The sequence below is a fragment of the Glycomyces sp. YM15 genome, from assembly GCF_016918015.1.
In the GTDB taxonomy this organism is placed as follows: Bacteria; Actinomycetota; Actinomycetes; order Mycobacteriales; family Micromonosporaceae; genus Glycomyces.
Genome location: NZ_JAERMK010000046.1, coordinates 1 through 16,766, shown reverse-complemented (window position 1 = coordinate 16,766; position 16,766 = coordinate 1). Strand labels below are relative to the sequence as shown.

General features: G+C 65.8%; 9 protein-coding genes. 5 read left to right on the top strand and 4 right to left on the bottom strand.

The features are described 5' to 3' along the window. Positions 1-233: 233 nt before the first annotated feature. Positions 234-1,214, bottom strand: coding sequence for a hypothetical protein (locus JHY01_RS25785; RefSeq protein ID WP_205328600.1), 981 nt, complete (start codon positions 1,212-1,214; stop codon positions 234-236). 198 nt (positions 1,215-1,412) lie between these two features. Between JHY01_RS25785 and JHY01_RS25780 the strand changes: the two genes are divergently transcribed. After that, positions 1,413-1,685 carry a hypothetical protein gene (locus tag JHY01_RS25780; RefSeq protein WP_205328599.1) on the top strand — a complete coding sequence of 91 codons (273 nt, stop codon included), beginning with the start codon at positions 1,413-1,415 and terminating at the stop codon, positions 1,683-1,685. A gap of 217 nt (positions 1,686-1,902) precedes the next feature. Here the strand turns inward: JHY01_RS25780 and JHY01_RS25775 are convergent, their stop codons facing one another. Further along, positions 1,903-5,541 (bottom strand): NACHT domain-containing NTPase, encoded by a 3,639-nt coding sequence (locus tag JHY01_RS25775; RefSeq protein ID WP_205328598.1) that lies wholly within the window; start codon positions 5,539-5,541, stop codon positions 1,903-1,905. A 168-nt stretch (positions 5,542-5,709) separates the two neighbouring features. Between JHY01_RS25775 and JHY01_RS25770 the strand changes: the two genes are divergently transcribed. Further along, entirely contained in the window at positions 5,710-6,954 is a 1,245-nt protein-coding gene (locus tag JHY01_RS25770; RefSeq protein WP_374199603.1) for a glycosyltransferase family 4 protein, read from the top strand. A 21-nt stretch (positions 6,955-6,975) separates the two neighbouring features. On the opposite strand, the gene fxsT is transcribed toward JHY01_RS25770, so the two are convergent. Next, positions 6,976-9,393: an FxSxx-COOH system tetratricopeptide repeat protein gene (gene fxsT, locus JHY01_RS25765; RefSeq protein WP_275889918.1), complete on the bottom strand. Its 2,418-nt coding sequence runs from the start codon at positions 9,391-9,393 to the stop codon at positions 6,976-6,978. Positions 9,394-9,735: 342 nt separating this feature from the next. Here fxsT and JHY01_RS25760 point away from each other — a divergent pair, with 342 nt between their 5' ends. From JHY01_RS25760 to JHY01_RS25750, 3 genes are all read left to right on the top strand, one after another. Next, entirely contained in the window at positions 9,736-10,059 is a 324-nt protein-coding gene (locus tag JHY01_RS25760; RefSeq protein WP_205328595.1) for a hypothetical protein, read from the top strand. Between the two features lie 318 nt (positions 10,060-10,377). Next, entirely contained in the window at positions 10,378-12,168 is a 1,791-nt protein-coding gene (locus JHY01_RS25755; protein ID WP_205328594.1) for a hypothetical protein, read from the top strand. 181 nt (positions 12,169-12,349) lie between these two features. Beyond that, positions 12,350-16,654, top strand: coding sequence for a hypothetical protein (locus tag JHY01_RS25750; RefSeq protein WP_205328593.1), 4,305 nt, complete (start codon positions 12,350-12,352; stop codon positions 16,652-16,654). Here the strand turns inward: JHY01_RS25750 and JHY01_RS28260 are convergent. Then, positions 16,593-16,721, bottom strand: coding sequence for a hypothetical protein (locus JHY01_RS28260; protein WP_374199604.1), 129 nt, complete (start codon positions 16,719-16,721; stop codon positions 16,593-16,595). The two genes, JHY01_RS25750 and JHY01_RS28260, sit on opposite strands and share 62 nt — an antisense overlap. Positions 16,722-16,766: the final 45 nt, after the last annotated feature.

The following is a 16,766-nucleotide window of genomic DNA, read 5'->3' as shown; positions in this document are numbered from 1 at the left end:
GTGCCCGCTTGCTTTCATCTCCAGTGCCCTGGCCCGAAGCTCCGCACTCGCGCGCGGCTTTCCCTTTGCCATGCAAGCATTCTCGCATCAACACCCAGAACCCAACTTCACAGTTCCGGATTAGTAGCCAAGCAGCAACACGCCGCATAGGGCCAGTGGTTCTATCTCGCTACTTTGATTGCGCTTGTCACCCCAGGAGAGAGCTACCACGGACCAATGTTGCGGACGACGCGCTACTGAGTCGCCGCATCATCGAGAAACTTCAAGAGCGAGGTCACGATCATGATGCCATAGACCGCGTTCACGCGACAGTATTGCAATCTCCCGACCGTATGAGCGCTCGCATGCCGCGCGAAGTACCGCGGGACCGGATCCTTCTTCGGCTTATAGTGGACGTGCGCGCGAAAGACCGGAGCGAACGTCATCCCTTCCTTGAACCGGTAGTCCGCGAGCTTGAACCCCGGCTTCTTGTCAGGCCAGTTGTCACGGATCTTGGTCGCGTGTGGTTCAAGGTGCTTGTCCTTGAGAATGGTATCCAGCAAGTTCGCAGCCAACGCTTGAGCTGCGTCGCTATGCCCGTTCCGCAGCGCCTCGACGGCGCTGGCCGCAAAGTTGACATGCTGTCGAAGGCGTCTGATCTGGATGGATTCCAAGACCGTAAGGCAGTCGATGCTGATGCTGCGCCAGCGGGACCCGATCAGGTTGCGGCGCGCAATGGCGCTGTTTGCATCGAGCAGGGCTTTGAGCGTCTCTACGCGTGGCACCCACATGACTGGAATGCCTTCGTCGACGACGAGGAGATTGAGCTCGATCACCTCGATGTCGCTCAGTCCGGTCCAGTTCGGCGGTCGCGCTTCACGGGAGATCTGGTCGAGGAGGTCGTCGAGAAGCGTCCGGGTATCACCGAGAAGTCTAGTGATCTGCTCAAGTGCCGTGGGCACTTTGAACGCGGTGAACTGCTCAAGGAGCGATGAGGCCGACAGGAGCGGCGCGAAGTCGGGCAGGAGGAACTTGTAGGTAGGCAGATCAGGAAATTGCGGAAAGTCCACTTTGGGCAGCATTCCCTGATAGTTCGGGATGGCCGGCGGTCTCCAGGGCTTGAGCATCCGGCTGAGGCGCTGGACTTCGCGGAGCGCGCTGTGGTCGATGCCGAAGTCGAAGTTGCTGGGCTTCCGCTTGGGAGGCTGCTTGGGGGTGGGTTCATCGTCGGCCATGGGGTGGATGATCGCATGTGGCTGCGACGTCCGTAGTTCTGCGACCCGGCGATGCACGGTTGCGGGTGGATGGTCGCCGCATCGGCCCTTATGGCCGGTGGGATGGGTCCTTCCAAAGTGGTGCGAGAGCTGACCGGCTCGAGACTGCCGTACCCGCGATACCAGTGGCCGACCTGCACCCAATGCGGAGGACGCCTCATGAACGATCTCGCTCGCGAACTGTCGCACGGCGATGTGGCCATTTCATCGCCGACGCCTCGATTCATGCTGTTTGCATGTTACGAGGACCGCCCGGCCGCCAGGATTCAACTGGCCGCGCCTCGAGACCGCGATCAACGTGTGCACCTCGTTGGGGCGGCGCAGCAGCCATTTCCACGCCTCGCAGATGCGATCGAGGCTTTCCAGATCCATTGGCTCCCAATGACACCCCGTCGCCGCGGCCCCCGCGACTTTGGCCACCGGATCCCCTAAATCGACAGGACGGCCGGTGCCGCTCCGCTCCCCACGGCCAGGCAACACCGGTGTGAACGAGGGTGATCGTCGCGCTCACCATCAAGGACACCACTGGCGCTACATGGACGTGGCAATCTATGCAGGACCATCGGTACAGGCTGAGTGCGCGGGCATATTCGCGCCAGGGTGCCCGAAGAGTTCGGAAGCGCGCGGTCGCGAATGCAGCCGCGGAACATCACCGCTGCAGCTTCGAGTGAATCCACAGCCCGACGTCGTGTGAGCAATCGGTGCGCTGCGACAAGGAACGCGCGAGGTTGCCGGCGATCCGGCGGTCGTAGGCGACGGCGGCCTCGGCGATGGCCCGCTGCGTGCCCCAAGCCGAGCCGGGCCACAGCTCCTCCTCCAGCCACGCCTTGAAGTCGGGCGACCTGTCTAGCAAGCCGCGGATCACATCGGCGGCTGCACTGCGGTTCGAAGTCGTACCGAGGTCAAGGTTGTTCCAACCGATTAGCAGTGCCTGCACGTTCGATTGGACTTCGAGTAGGGGCATGCGGGGCAGGGCGAGCTTGAGGACGATGGTGCACCAGCGGTTGAACGCGGCCCCCAGCTCCGACCTCTCCTCCGCTGTAGTCGCTTGCGCGCTCGAAGCCGCCCCTCGGAACGACGCAGAGGTCGTTGACAGGATTGCCCGGACCACCTCTTCGGCGATCTCAACGTGCTCGCCCAGCCGGATGACCAACGTCGTCAATTCCTGTACGACGTCAGACTTCTCGCCCTGCTCGACCGCGGCGAGCAGTCGGTTGACCGTGGTCGCGAGCAGCTCGTCGTCGGTCCGTTCGCCGGATGCCCCAACCCCAACCCCAACCCCAATGGAGAGTGCCGCCAGAGGCGCGATCACGTTGTCCGGCGTCAAGTCGGTGTCGGCCAGCAGGCCAGCGAGTTTGGCGACTACCTCTGAGTGCGGGCTGCGCAGCAGGCGCCAGGCCCACTCGCACAGCTCCGGGCTCATCACGGTGGCGCCCTGTTCGATCGGGGCGACCGCGGCCTGTACGCCTTTGTACGCAGCCTTGGCGCTAGGTCCGCGCAGCGCCTGTTCGGTGAGCCAGTCCCTGGCATCGCTGTCAAGGACCGCGATCCGTCCTTCGAAGTGGGACCGCCGCTGCGTGAACTCCCTGCCGGAGGCGGGCAGTAGCTTGCGGAAGTCTTTGCGCCGCTTCATGAGGAACGCGGCCGGCGCGTCGTTCAGCCAGGTGTTGATCGGGCTGATGCGTATGGACCGCCACGCCTCGGGATTGTCGCCGCTCGAGAGCGCTCGGTCGTATTCGATGAAGTCGGTCATCAGGTCGTCGTGGAGGGCCGCATACGGTCCCGCAAGCACGATCAGCGTGGGCCAAATCCTCCGGGGGTCGACGTCCGCCACGGTCCTGAGCGCGGTGATTACTTCCCGCCGTTCGGCTTCTTCTAGATGCTTAGCGATCTGCTCACCGAGTGCCGCCGCGCTGCCGACGGCTTTGCGCCCCGCTGGCCATTTCAGGCCCTTCAGGAGCTCGTAGACCGTTTCGGGATCGTCTTCGGCGACGTATAGTGCGACGTCGATCCAGCGCCTCGGGAACTTCGGGCTCGCTTCGGTGAGCCGCTCCTGTAGCAAGTTCGCGCGCGTCCCGGGATCGTCGCAGAGGGCGAAGACCAGTCGAATCTGCGCCGAGTCCCAGCGGTCGGCAAGTTCGGCGTCGAGCAGATCGCGCCAAGTGTCCCATCCGTGCGATGCCCGGGTCGCCTCATGCTCCCAGCACCAGCGCAGCAGCTCGACGAACTCCTCCTCGCGGAGCTTCGGCGGCCGAGGCGTCGTCAGCATCGGTCCTGCAAGCGTCCCTATCAGGTCCGGAGTGGAATCCCGGTGCCGTAGCGCGGCCCGCAGCAGCACCATCTGTGCAGAGGTCCCGAGGTCGTCGTAGTTCGCGCACATCAGCTCGAACAGCGCCGCGTCGAACGCCGTCTCGCACACGGGCCTGACCAGATGGGCAAGCAGCCCGGTCCGCAGGTCGTTCTCCAATCCGTCCCGGCGCTGCGCGATTCGGTCGAGTGCCAGCGATAGGTGGCTGTCCGGGGAGACTGACTTCAGCTTGGGCAAGAGCAGTCCGATGGTCTGGGCGATCTCGGTGATGACGCGGACGTCGCATTTCTCCAGGGCCGCGATGCCGATGTCGAGCGCCTCTGCGGCGCAGTCCGGCGGGGCCTCGGCGAAGAGGTGGATCAGGGAGTGCAGGTGCGAAGCGCTCGTTCCCTCGACTGAAGCCGCCACCGTCCGGAGCCGGTCGGGCAGCGAGCGTGTCTGGGACGAGAGGATGTGGATCTGCGGGCCTTCACCTGTCAGGAGCGGCACCGCTTCCACGAGGTCCTGGTACCGGTCCGCTCCGACCTCCTTCTGCAGCAGAAGATGGCGGGACACGGGCCACCAGTGGGACGTGGGGTCGTCGAGGCTGGCTCGCAGCCATTCGAGCTGTTCGGGCTCACCGTGGTCGGCGAGGAGCTTCGCGACGGCGAACTCGGCGTAGGTTTGGTGGAAGAACTCCTGCCTGCCCGATCGGATCTGGACGATGCCTTCACTGGCGAGCGATTTGAGGCCCTCACGGTGTTCAGGTCCCTTGACGGCCGCCGACAGCGACAGCCGTTCACCGCTGCGCTGCAGGATCTGCTCGGCGAGGGCGAACGCCCCGGCCTCCTGCATCTCGGCTGCACGGGTCCGCCTGCCTTCTCGGTCGCGAGAGACGCACTGCTCCCAGTAGGCCTCGTAGAGCCCGGTGATCGTCAAATCCGAAGGCAGGGTCTCGTCCTTGCTGTAGAGGACGCAGGCCAGTGCCAGCCGCAGGGGGACCCTGCAGATCTCCTTGACCGTGCGGGCCTTGACGCTGTCTGCGAGGCTCTCGAGGAAGCGTTCCCTTTCCAGCCTGCTGCGGTCGAGCCCGTTCACGTAGCGTTCAGCCCACTCGAGAATCTCGTCGCCGGTCAGTCCGGGCATCTCGACCGGGTGCGGTTTGATCGCCTTGTGCCACACGCCGGTGGAGAGCGGGTCGAGTAGGTTCTGGTACTCCTGCTTGCGGCACGTTACGAGCACCTGCGCGTCCTTGGCCAGGTCCATCAGGAGACTGGACAGCGGCTTGGCGGACTCGTCGGTGGCGATGAGGTCGATCGTGTCGATCAACAGATGCACCGAGCCGTGCTCATGACGCAGCCGCTGCACAAGTCCGGTCAGGCCGTCGGCGGGGTTCGGGGCGCCCGCCGCCTGGGCGAGCGCCGTATCGGCGGCGCGCGCGGTGGTAAGGTCCGCCACCGCCTCGACCCGATTGCAGGCGACTCCAACGACGGCGGCGCCTTCCTCAGCGGCCGCGAGCCGGTCGCCGAGCTGCTTGAGCAGGACGCTCTTCCCGAGTCCGCCTTCGCCGACGAGGAAGGTGACGTTTCGCGGCTCGGCCCGCGGCGTGTGAAGGCCCGCGGGGAGCACGTCGAGCCGGTCGACGACCGGGAGTTCGAAGGCGGTGATGTGGTCCAGGCTCGCGAGCATGGTCCGACGCATGCGCGGTCCCGGCTTCGGCCGCCGCCGTGTGGGGGGCTTCCTTCGCTCTTCGGCGGCGGCCTTGAACAGCTCGTTCAAGTCGACCACGGTCGCGCCGAGGCCTTCGGCGGTGAAGAAGTCGGTCATCCTGTCCCACGACTGCTCGGGGAAGGTCTTGCCGTTCATCGTGGCCGACCAGGTTGCCGCGGCGACCCGGCTGCGCTCGGCGGTCTCCTTCAAGGTGCGTGCGGTCCGCCGGTGAGCGCGGCGAACCGCTGTCGCGAACGCGACCCTCGCCGAGTCGTTGGGGTTCTTCGGCATTCGGCCTCCGCGGGATCTCGGATGTCCGAACGGGACGCGCCACGCCGGACATTCGGTGAGTCGAGTTCATGGTAGAGGGTGCCGCGGCCGGACGGTTCCCTCGTTCGGCGGGTCCACCCCCGCTGAACGCGCGCGCCGAACACTGAAGTCGCAGGCATTCTGGGGCGTATGGCAACTCGACTGACTCTGCGGCGCCCGGGCCCGGCGGCATGGCTTCGGCCGGTCTCGGTCCTCGTCGTGGCCCAGGAGTGGAGCTCCTCGCACGGTGGCGTGAGCTCGTTCAACCGCTCGCTCTGCCGAGGGCTCGTCGAAGCGGGTGCGCTTGTCGCCTGCCTCGTTCCACGCTGCTCGGCTGAGGAGCGAGCGGACGCGGCCGCGCCCGGCGTCGCCCTGGTCGAGTCCGCACCGCTTCCCGGCGGGACGGACGGTCAGCTCCAGATGCGCCGGCCCCGACTGCCGTGGGTCCCCGACATCATTGTCGGGCACGACCGTTTCACCGGGCCAGCGGCCCTGAGCCTGGCCGAGGACCACTTTCCGAGCGCCGCGTTCGTTCCCTTCCTTCATATCGATCCGGACGAGCTGGCGCCTTGGCGGCAGGGGGCGGAGGACGACGCGGCGCAGGTGATCGAGGCCCGCGTCCGGATCCAGTTCGAACTGTCGCTCCGGGCTCACCGAGTGGTCGCGGTCGGCCCGCGCCTGCATGAGCGCATGCGTCGTGACCTGTCGGTGTCCCCCGGTGCGCCGGCTCCGATCAGGTTCGATCCGGGTTTCGACCACGACATGTCGCCCGCGCGGCCGCCCACGCCGGGCGAACCGGTCCAGATCCTGGTGATGGGCCGGGTGGACGACTACAAGATCAAGGGGCTCGACCTCGCCGCGAAGGCCCTGGCCCACGCGGTGGGGCTCTGCGCAAGGCCCGACCTCGAGGTCGAGCTGCTCGTCCGCGGCGCACCACCGCGGGAGAGCGCCCGACTCGACGGCATGATCCGGGATTGGAAGGGCGGTGCCGATTACCGGGTGACGGTGCGGCCGTTCACCACCGTCCACGGGACGCTGCGACAGGACCTGCACCGGGCGAGCCTCGTGCTCAAGCCCTCGCGGGCCGACAGCTGGGGTCTGGTCGGTGCTGAAGCGATCACCGCGTGCACGCCGATCCTCGTCAGCGGCCGGGGCGGGCTGGGCACGATGCTGAACGGCCTGCCGCAGGTGGAGGGTGCCCGCAGTCTGGTCGTCCCGGTGACGTTTCGCGAGCGTGAGGACGTTGAGCGGTGGGGTCACCGGATCGCCGCGGTGCTGGAGGAGCGCAGCGCGGCGTTCGCCCGGGTTGCTCAGGTCAAAGTCGCTTTGGCGGCCGAGCGGACGTGGGCGGATTCGGCTCGGCGGCTGCTGGACGCGTGCGGCGACCGGCAGTGAGGCTGAGCGCTGGGCCTGCTCTCATTCGGGCGCGGCCGTACTCGCTTCCAGGGATTCGAGGTCGATTCGGGTCGCGCGCACCGTGGGATGGTCGGCTCCGAGAACGCGGCGCCGGTCGGCGACGAGCGCGGACAGCGTCGCGTAGGCGGCGTCCCGATCTCCTGCGGCGCTTTGGAAGCGGCCAAGATTGTGCCGGGTCTTCAACGTGTGGGGGTGGTCGGGGCCGAGGACCGCCGACTGCCGCGGGACGAGCTCGGCGAGTGACGTCCAGGCCCGGTGCGGTTCACCGGATTCTCCGTACCAGCAGGCAAGGCTGGCCTCGGCGCGGAGCGTCTTCGAATGAGCCGGGCCGTGGACCGCGGCGAGGTCGGGGACCAGCTTCTCGAGCATGATGACCGCTTCTGCCCTCCGGCCCGACCTGCCCGTCCAGGTCGCGAGGTGGTATCGCGCGTTGAGCGTGTCGGGATGGCGGGCGCCGAGGATACGGGTGCGGTCGGCGAGCAGGCGCTCGTAGCCCTCGACCGCGGCCGTGAGGTCACCGGTGCGCCCCATCCAACGGGCGAGGCTAGAGCGGACGGCAAGTGTGCTCTGATCATCCGGCCCAGCCTGCTGACGGAGCTCCGCCAGGAGCTGCCGAAGTACCTCGATCACGTACGCCTGGTCGCCGGCTCGCCCGCGCCATCTGGCGAGTCCGAATCGGGCGTCGAGCGTGCCCGGGTGTTCCGCCCCGAGGACCCGCAGCTGGTCTTCGACCACCGCTTCGAGTTCCCGGGCGGCCCGGTTCTCGTCCCCGCATTCGCCTCTGCGCTTCGCCAGCGCAGTGCGGACCTCGAAGGTGACGGGGTGTTCGGGTCCGAGCGCCGTGCCGCAGACCGGCAGCAACTCCGCAAGCGCCTCCAGCGCACCGACGATGTCTCCGGTCTCTTTCTGCCAGTGAGCGATCCGCAAGCGCGTCCGCAGGACGTCGGGGTGCTCCTCCCCCAGCGCTGCGGCCGCAGCGCTCTGGAGTTCCTCGAAATACCGCATGGCCCGCTCGGTGCGGCCGTGGCTGCCCAGGCTGTCACCGGCGCGGAAGAGCACTTCGTGGACGCGATCGCGGAGCAGCTCCCGTTCCGCGCTGCGCCAGAGGTAGGCGACGTTCGAGCGCAGGATCGCGGTGAACGCCGAGTACCGCTCCGGGACCGGCCAGACTTCGAGGAGGGCTTCCGCCGCGGCCGGGGCGAGGACGGCTAGCGCGGTCGCGGGCATCTCGTCGTAGACCGCGCGTTGGATGAGGGAGTGGACGCGCAGCGTCTCACCGTCGTGCTCGATGAGGCTCATTTGCCGCAGCCGTCCGAGCATGCGTCGCACGGCGAGCGCTCCGAGTCCACTTGAGGCATCCGTGCAGGAGGCCTCCGCGGCCGCATGCACCGATTCGACCGCTGCGCGTGAGTCCGCAACGGCGACTGGAACGCCGTTGGGATCGAGCAGGCTCAGCAACCGCAGCAGCGCGGTGGCCGCGCCGGTCGGCCGCAAGGAGTCGACGGACTTGATCGACAGCGACCACGCCGCCGCGACCGCACGGTCGTGGCCGTCGGGCAGGGAGTCGGGGCGCAGGTGCGTCAGCGCGATCGAGCGGTCGGCGAGCATGTCCCGGTATATGCCGCAGGACATGCCGGGCTGATCGAGGATGAACGCGGCGGCCTGCGCGAGCGCAAGCGGAAGGCGGCCCAGCTCAGCCGCCAGCTCCCGGGCTCCGGTCAACCGATCGGCGTCACCGCCCAGTCGCTCTCTGAGGAAGGCGAGGCACTCCGACTCGGTGAACAGATCGGCGCTGGCGCGGTCGCGCCTGGCACCGTCGAGCGCCGCGTCCCGGCGGCGCGTGGTGACCACGGCGCGTCCGTCCGGGTTCACCGGCGGCCAGAGTCCGTTGAGGTCGGCCGGTTCTTGCAGGTCGTCGAGGACCACGAGCCAGCGGAGTCCGAGTGGACGGTCGAGCCAGGCGTGGAACTTTGCCGCGTTCGCCTCGATCTCCGCCGTGACGGCTTCACCGATCGCGGCGGCGGCCTGCGCGTAGGTGGCGATGACCGCGTCCCGGGATGCGGCGTTCACCCAGACGAGGAGGTCGAGCGACCCGCTGCGCCACTGGTCGTGCGCATACACCGCGGCAGCCTGGGTCTTTCCGGCACCCCCCATACCGGAGAGGACCAGGCAGCTCGTTCCCCCTGGGCTGCCCAGGGCGGCGGACAGCCGTGCATCGAGGCGACGGGACTGCCTGGCGGCGGCGAGATCGGGCACGGTGCCCACGCGGATCGGCGTGTGCGCGGGCTCGGCATCCTGGTCCGACGCTAACTGAAACTGATGAACCTGCCCTATCTGGATGACGGTGCGGACTACTTGTCGAAGTTCGTTGCTGAAAGAAGTCGACACGGGGTAGGGTCGTGCTCCATCGGGCTGCATGGGGAAACCTCCGAATGGTGTCGGCTCTCCCATGCTACCGCAGTGGACTGACCCCACACTTTTCTTCTTGCCGCTGCGCCCCTTGGCGTACACGGGTTTTGGCATCCCCTTGACGTCCTCTGGGTTGTCGCGGTGCGAGAGGGAGGTGAGATCGAGACCCGAGACAGTCACCGTGAGCGGTCTGTACAGGCGCGCCATGATGGCGGCAGCGCCAGCAAGCTGACCGTAGGCGCCTATCGACCCTCAAGCGAGGACCCACTTCGAGGCGAGTCCGCAGTATCCTGCAGAAGTACCAGCAGCACAGCGAACCCTTGCCACCCTACTTTTCGGAGATGCAGCACCATGGGCGACGGGCCGATCTTCCACAACAACTTCAACCAGGTCGGGACCGTCATTCAGGCTGGGACTATCAACGGCCCGATGAAGTTCACGAACCACCAGGACGCCAGCGCCGCTCTCGACCGGCTCATCGACAGTCTCCGCCCACTCGCCTCAAGCGAACCCGCCTGGACCGACACGATCGAGCAACTCGAGACCGCACGAGAAGTCCTCCCTGCGAAGCCCGCCGAAGCCCGGCGGATCCTAGAACGTGTCCAGTCCTTGATTCCCGCGGGATCAGAGGCTCTTACCGCTCTCGCCGCGGTTATCTCCGCGATCACGGCCTGATGCGTGCGAAGGAGGGTGAGTCTGCGCGCCGCGGCTCACAGCGAGGGGTCCGCCAAGCGGCTAATGGAGTCGGTCTGATCGGCAAGCACTGGTCAAGATGATGCTACGTGTTTTGTTTGCACTGCCAGGTGATACTTAACAGCATCGTCCATCTTCTCTGAGATATTTGCGACACAACGAACCTAGATCACTCGAGGCCAATGCTTGGTCGCTCGCAGCATGCTTTCGAAACACTTGATGCAGCGAAATTCTGCCCGTCCTCCGATGTGGGCCGATAATCTGGCGAAATCGACCATCAGCGCTTCTACTATGGCAGCCATGACGAATCAATCTCAGTCCGGGGCCGCTCGGGAACCTGTCGCCGAAGCGCTCGATCGCTCCGCGGCCGCGATCGCGCTCCCGCCGACGCTCGCCGCCCGTATGGCGCGACTGCCGCTCGACCTCGCACAACCGGAGTCCGAACGCCAAGCCGTCCGACTGCTGTGCAACGTGTTCGCCGCGGAAGAAGGCCAACTGGAGCTCCGCGTGAACCCGGAGTTCGACGGGACCGGGCCCGAGACCATCGAAACGCACGGCGCTGAAGTCGCCGATGTGCTCGCACGATGGGGCCACGCCGGCCAGAGGGGCGAGGTTAAGGGGCTCCTCCTGCATCTCACCGCGCTGATCCTGCACGCCGCGCCGGGCATGGGCCGCCAAATGGCCGAGAACGCCCGCGCCGCAATCGACGCGTACACCTCCACCGCCCGGTCACACCTGCAAGCCGGCCCGCAATCGAACACGCCGATCACTCGCAGGCTCGCCTTCCTGGTGCCGGCCGTCGAGATGCTCAACTCGGCAATGCGCCTCGCCTCGATAGTCTCGGACAAGCGGCGCGGGCAGGAGATCGCGGACCTGGTCCTGTCCACCGCTCGGACCTACATCATGGCCGAGTACGTCGAGGACATCGGCTACGTCCTGTCGATGATGAAGGCGCTGCTCATATTCCCCAGGGTCGCCCCGAAGACGGAGGTGCTGACGCTCCTGCGCGAAGGCGAGCGCATCTGCGACGGCAGCCCGACGCACCGGATCGTCGTCGAGGCCCTGTGCGACCACCCCGGGTTGTTGGCCCCGGACGAGCGCCGCCACGCCGTCGAGCAGTGGGCGACGGCGATGATGCGCACCGCCGCGGCCTCGTCCCCGAACGAGGCGTACGCCCTGCACCTCCAGATCAACGAGTTCTGCCACGCCCACGGCATCTCCGGAGGCCCGATCATCAGCCAGAACTCGGCTGCGTTCGTGGCCGTCGCCCCTCACCTCGAACTGCAATGGGACCGGATGGAAGTTCCTCACGAAATCCAGATGATGCTGACGCAAGCGGCAGCGGTCGCTACACAACGCATCGCGCAGACCTCCGCTTTGGAGTACGCCTTCGTGGAGATCGCCATGGGCCCGCCGCCGCTCCCGGTCAAGCGCGAGCTCGACGATGCCGGGGTCGAGGGAATCGTCCTGCTCCCGAAGTTGAAGCTCGTCGATCGCAACTTCCCGCTGCGTCATGTCCCGCTGGAGCGGGTGCTGCCGGAGCAGTCCGAGGACCGCAGGACACTGACGATGCTGCTGGGCGCCCACGTTCCCGCCGCGATACTAGATGCCATCGGGGAGCATTTCCACCCCACGGTCGAGGAGGTCGAGGCGGTCCTGCCCGAACTCCACGTCCAGCCGGAGAACAGGCGCCGGCTTGCCAAGGCCCTCTGCGAGTATTTCGCGGCCGACGCCGACCGCATCGACAACGTCCAGAACGAGGCCGCCATTCTGCTGGAAGGGATGGCCCGGGAGGTGGCCCACCACTTGGGAGTCGGCACCATGAAGCTACCGCGGCTTTCGGGCACCGAGGTACAGGAAGGAAAGTTCGCCCTGCTTGGCTCCCTCTTGAGCAAGGTCCGCGGCACCGACCGCGTCGATCAGGAATGGCTCGACTCGATCGAATACCTCGCAGGCCACCCCGGAGTCGGCCTGAACCTCCGCAACAACGCGGCACACGCGCTCGGCGGCCGCGGCCAACACCGCATCGCCGGCCTGACGCTGTACGCGAACCTCTACCTGGCATCGCTGCTCGGATTCCGCCGCCCATAGAGGTCCGGCTTCGAGATGAAGCCGCGCGAGAATCTCTCAGTCTCCCATGTCTAGGCGTCATCAGCAAAAGCACCTGAGTGCCGGCAACTCTTGTCCCGGTTCAGCCGATAGATGGACTCGCTCCTCGGGGCACAGGGCATATCGTAGGTTGAAGACTATCCCTCGTGGAGGACACTGCGCTGTGCCTGACCCGATCTCCGCTGCCCTGGTCTCCTGGACCGTGAAGCAGCTTGCCGACAAGACTCTTGCGGCTGTCCGTCGTCGTCGCCAGCGGGAGAACGACGCCCCAGCTGTTCGCGCCGCCCTCTTGGACGCGGTCAAGTACGGGACTGCCGACGCTCTCAACCAAGCATTTCCCGACAACGAGGAGCAGCAGGAGCATGTTCGGGCGCTTCTGTTCGATCGCGACCCCAACCTTCTCCCCCTCGTCGATGGCACCGAGCTTGAAGACCTGCCCGCCGCTGCGGCTGAGTGGATCGCGTGGATCGAAACCAATCCCGATGAGCAGCTCGCCCCCGCGGTGATCGACCCTGACCACCCGTTCGCCGTTCAGCTGTGTACCGAAATTCTGGCCCGCGTACGCCGCGAAGCTCTCCGGGGAGGCGGAGCGCTCGGCAACATGTGGCTCGATTTCGCCACCTCGACTGGTATTAAGGATGAGACCGCAGAGCAGCTTCACATCTCTAATCAGTTCGATGCAGCGGTTGGCACATTGATCCAAAGCCAACACATCGACCAGGTGAACCTGTATCAACTTGAGTTGCCCGGGAATGCGACGTCAAATGACGCAGCTCTTGCGAACGCGGCGCAGCTGCATCTGTTGGGAGGCGGCCCTGAGGTCGAGTCGGTTCTGCGTCGGTCGGTCGACAAGCATCAACGGCACGCTGTGCGCCTGCGTCCAGACATTGGTTTGATCGAACGCCCTGAAACTGAGGCCGTTCTCAACATCCTTCAGGACGAGAACGAGCGTCAGCTAGTGATGGTTGACGGGAACGCTGGCATCGGGAAGTCAGCCGTGGTGACGGCGATCGCGACCGCCTTGGAAGAGCACGGCTGGGCGGTGGCCTTCACCCGGATGGACGGAGCTGACCCCGCGAAGACGTCACGCGGAGTCGGAACCGAGATGGGATTGGACGGCTCTCCTGCTGCGGCTTTGTTGGCTGTCGCCGCGGGAAGACCGGCACTGCTGGTCATTGACCAACTCGATGCAGTCAGCGAGCTGAGCGGCCGGATCCCGGACAGCTTCGAGGCCGTCGATGAAATGCTTGACGAGATAAAGCACGATCCGCATGTCAAGGTGCTCATGGCATGTCGCACTGTCGACCTCGACCGCGACCCGCGGCTCCGCAGTTTGATGCGCGGTGACAGCGCTGCGGCGCGTGTCCATCTCGACCTGCTCCCCGGGGACCGGGTTCGGGCTCTTCTATCGGCGAGCAATGCGCACGTGCCCACGGATCAGGTCGTGGAGCTGCTTCGCACCCCGCTGCATCTTTCGGTCTATTGCCGTTTGGAACCGGTGTCTCAAGAGCAGCCATTCAGGACACTTCCAGACCTGTATGAACAGCTCACAGGGCAAGTCCGACGTCGACTTGAGGCCCGAGCCGGCCGCATTGACTGGGATTCGATCACCTCAGCGCTGGTTTCGTACATGAGTCGCAACGAGGTGCTCACCGCGCCTTCGGCATGCCTCGGCCCGACCGGTCCGAACGACGTCGAGGCGTTGGAGTCCGAGACGATCCTGGTACGCCGCGACGGAGGGCTCAGCTTCTTCCACCAGACATACTTTGACTACTTGTTCGCCCGCGCCTTCATCCGAGCCGGCGATGACCTGCACGAGTTTCTACTCGAGTCCAGTCAGGCCCTGTTCCAGCGAGCACCAACCCGACAAGTCCTCGACCACCTAGCGGCGACCAATCGGCCTGCACACCGGGAGACGGTCCTCCGACTCCTCACCTCGGACGCGATCCGGTTCCACCTGAAGGACATCATCGTCACCGATCTCCGGAACTTGAACCCCACTGGCGAGGATTGGACCGCTGTCGGGCCCCTCGCATGGGACTCGCTGTCGATCTCGGCGAGGGTGCGGTCCTTGCTAAGCAGCCCTGGCTGGTTCGACGCCGCCGATAGCCTCGGCCACTGGGAGCGGTGGCTGGCCGATCCCGAACGCCGCGATCCCGTGTTCATGCCGTTGGCCCTCGTCGCCAATCAGCGCGGCGAGCGCGTGGCGGAGCTGCTGAGGCCCTACCTCACCGAGGGCGGGGACTGGCGTGATCGCTACATCACGCTCATCAACTGGTCGCTTCCGACCGAACTGGTCGGCTTCGTCGACGAATTGATCGGCCACGGGATCCTCGACCGACCTGAGCCGGATGGTCCCCCGATCGAACTGTGGCCTCTGCTCCACCAGCTGCAGCAAACTGACGCCGCCGGGGCAGCACGCCTGGTCGGAGCCTATCTCAAGCACGGTCTTTCGCTCGCGCGCGCAAAGGGGCACACCAACCCGTTCGAATCCGGTGACTTGGAGGAAGACTCGACCTCGGCAAGCATCATCCAAGACATCGCGGCGTTGGCGCCTGTCTCGTTCGTCCATGAGGTCTTGCCGTTCGTCGAAGCGATCGCCCTAGCCGAGCACCGAACACCTGAAAACCGCCTGCCCTATGGAAGCCAATGGAAGACCTTCTACGGCACGACACCGACAGGAGTCGACGACTTCATCTTTGACGCCACCGAGTCGGCACTGATATCGCTGACCAAGCAAGATCCAGGCACCGCAGTCGGCATCCTGGCACGGCTGCGCAGCGCCGAGAGCAAGGAACTGCGGTACCTTGCCTGTCGAGCGCTGAGTGAGGGAGGAGAGCCGAACGAATCCATCGAGTGGCTGTTGTCCGATGATCGCAACCTACTCCTGGGCTGGTCGGGCGATCCCCATTGGGCCGCAGCGTATCTCATCAAGGCCCACACAGCCGACTGCTCAGGCGAGCTCTTTCTGCGACTAGAGCAAGCACTGCTCGCTTTTGCTTCGCCTTTGGAGACTAGACGCGGGCGCGGGTACGGCCAGTACATCCTGCTGGCCGCCCTCGACCCGTCACGGATCTCTGAACCTGTTCGCCGACGCCTCGGTGAACTCGCCCGCCGGTTCCCCCACGACCCGCCTACCGAACCGCGCTGGATCCACGACGATGCGGAGCAGCATACCGTCACTGCCGATGGCGCAAAACACATGAGTGATGAGCACTGGTTGCGTGCGTTTCGCAAGCACTATGACTCTGCGACGGACCACTATTGGGGTTACGGGTCAGGCGATGCACGTTGGTTCGCCGAACTCCTGGAAGGACGCACTCTTGAGGATCCGGAGCGTTTCGCTTGCCTTGCTCTCCGATTCGACAGCACGATCCCGGCCGAAGCGATCGAATCCGTCATTCGAGGCCTCACGAAGCAAGCAGAGCCCGAGTTGTTCGCCGACGTCTGCGAGCACGCAGCAGCGATTTACGGTGACTCCGTGGGCAACAGCATCGCCGCCGCCATCGATGAGTTTCCCTCGAAGAACGCACGGACCGTTGACCTCCTCGAATGGTGCGCAGCGTCTGCTGACCCCGCTCCTGACCACACCCTCGCCACTCGCAACCTGGAGGATGCCCGAGCAAGCGACACCGGAAAGCTCGTCGAGCTCGGCTTCAGTACGGTCCGCGGGCGGGCCGCGATCGCTTGTGCATCAATGCTGGCCGCGGTCCCAGAGCAGACCGACCGGCTAGCGGCGATCGTCGCTGAGCTGGCTCAAGATGATCACCTGGCGGTTCGCGCCTGCGCCGCTTACCCCGTAACCAGGTTGATCCACATGCAGCACGATGGAGCCATAGACTTGACCGAGACACTCCTTAGCGCGCTGCCAGGGGTCCTCGACGCCTCGACCACCGAAAACCTTCTCGCCACCGCGATCCTCCGTGCCCCTCAACGGTTCGCCGATTCCCTCGCACTTGCCCTTGAGGGTCCCACGGCCATTGCGAACCGTGCAGGGCGGGTCTGGGCCTTCGCTGCCATAGAAGACTCGCTCACCGCACCGCTACCCGCCACAGTTCAAGAGCTTGCGAAGGCGGCTCGGCTCGGCGCAGCCGGGCAGTTCGCTCGTCGAACCTCGACCGCCACCCGCTGGCTTCCCGAGCTTTTCAACGACCCCGAAGCTAACATCCGAGCAGCGGCCGCGATCGCCATGCGGCACCTCGACGAACTCGCCCCGCCCGACCTCGACCAGCTCACCGAGCAGTTCACCCAAAGCATCGCCTTTGCCGAACACCTGAGCCATGCCATCTACGGTATGGCCAAGCTTGGCAGCAGACTCCCCACGACAGCTCTCGAAACTTGCGCGAGAGCCGCCGAACTGGCCGGCAAGGATCTCGGCAACATGCAAACCGCGCACAGCGCAGCTTCTAGGGACCTTGCCACCGTTGTCCTGCGTCTTTACCGTCAGAGCAACGCCGTTGCGGGGTGAATCCCAGATCGGTGAGGATCTGACCGATCCACTTGGGCGAGAATCCAACCCCGAACCGTTCCTTCACCAGGGCTGCAACGATCTCGCGGGTCCACAGGCGCGAATCGAAGCC

What these genes read in the sequence shown, in the direction of transcription:
- JHY01_RS25770 (WP_374199603.1), top strand. Translation starts at nt 5,710, where the DNA reads ATGGCAACTCGACTGACTCTGCGGCGCCCGGGCCCGGCGGCATGGCTT.
- JHY01_RS25755 (WP_205328594.1), top strand. Translation starts at nt 10,378, where the DNA reads ATGACGAATCAATCTCAGTCCGGGGCCGCTCGGGAACCTGTCGCCGAA.
- JHY01_RS25780 (WP_205328599.1), top strand. Translation starts at nt 1,413, where the DNA reads ATGAACGATCTCGCTCGCGAACTGTCGCACGGCGATGTGGCCATTTCA.
- JHY01_RS25760 (WP_205328595.1), top strand. Translation starts at nt 9,736, where the DNA reads ATGGGCGACGGGCCGATCTTCCACAACAACTTCAACCAGGTCGGGACC.
- JHY01_RS25775 (WP_205328598.1), bottom strand. Translation starts at nt 5,541, where the DNA reads ATGCCGAAGAACCCCAACGACTCGGCGAGGGTCGCGTTCGCGACAGCG.
- fxsT (WP_275889918.1), bottom strand. Translation starts at nt 9,393, where the DNA reads ATGCAGCCCGATGGAGCACGACCCTACCCCGTGTCGACTTCTTTCAGC.
- JHY01_RS25785 (WP_205328600.1), bottom strand. Translation starts at nt 1,214, where the DNA reads ATGGCCGACGATGAACCCACCCCCAAGCAGCCTCCCAAGCGGAAGCCC.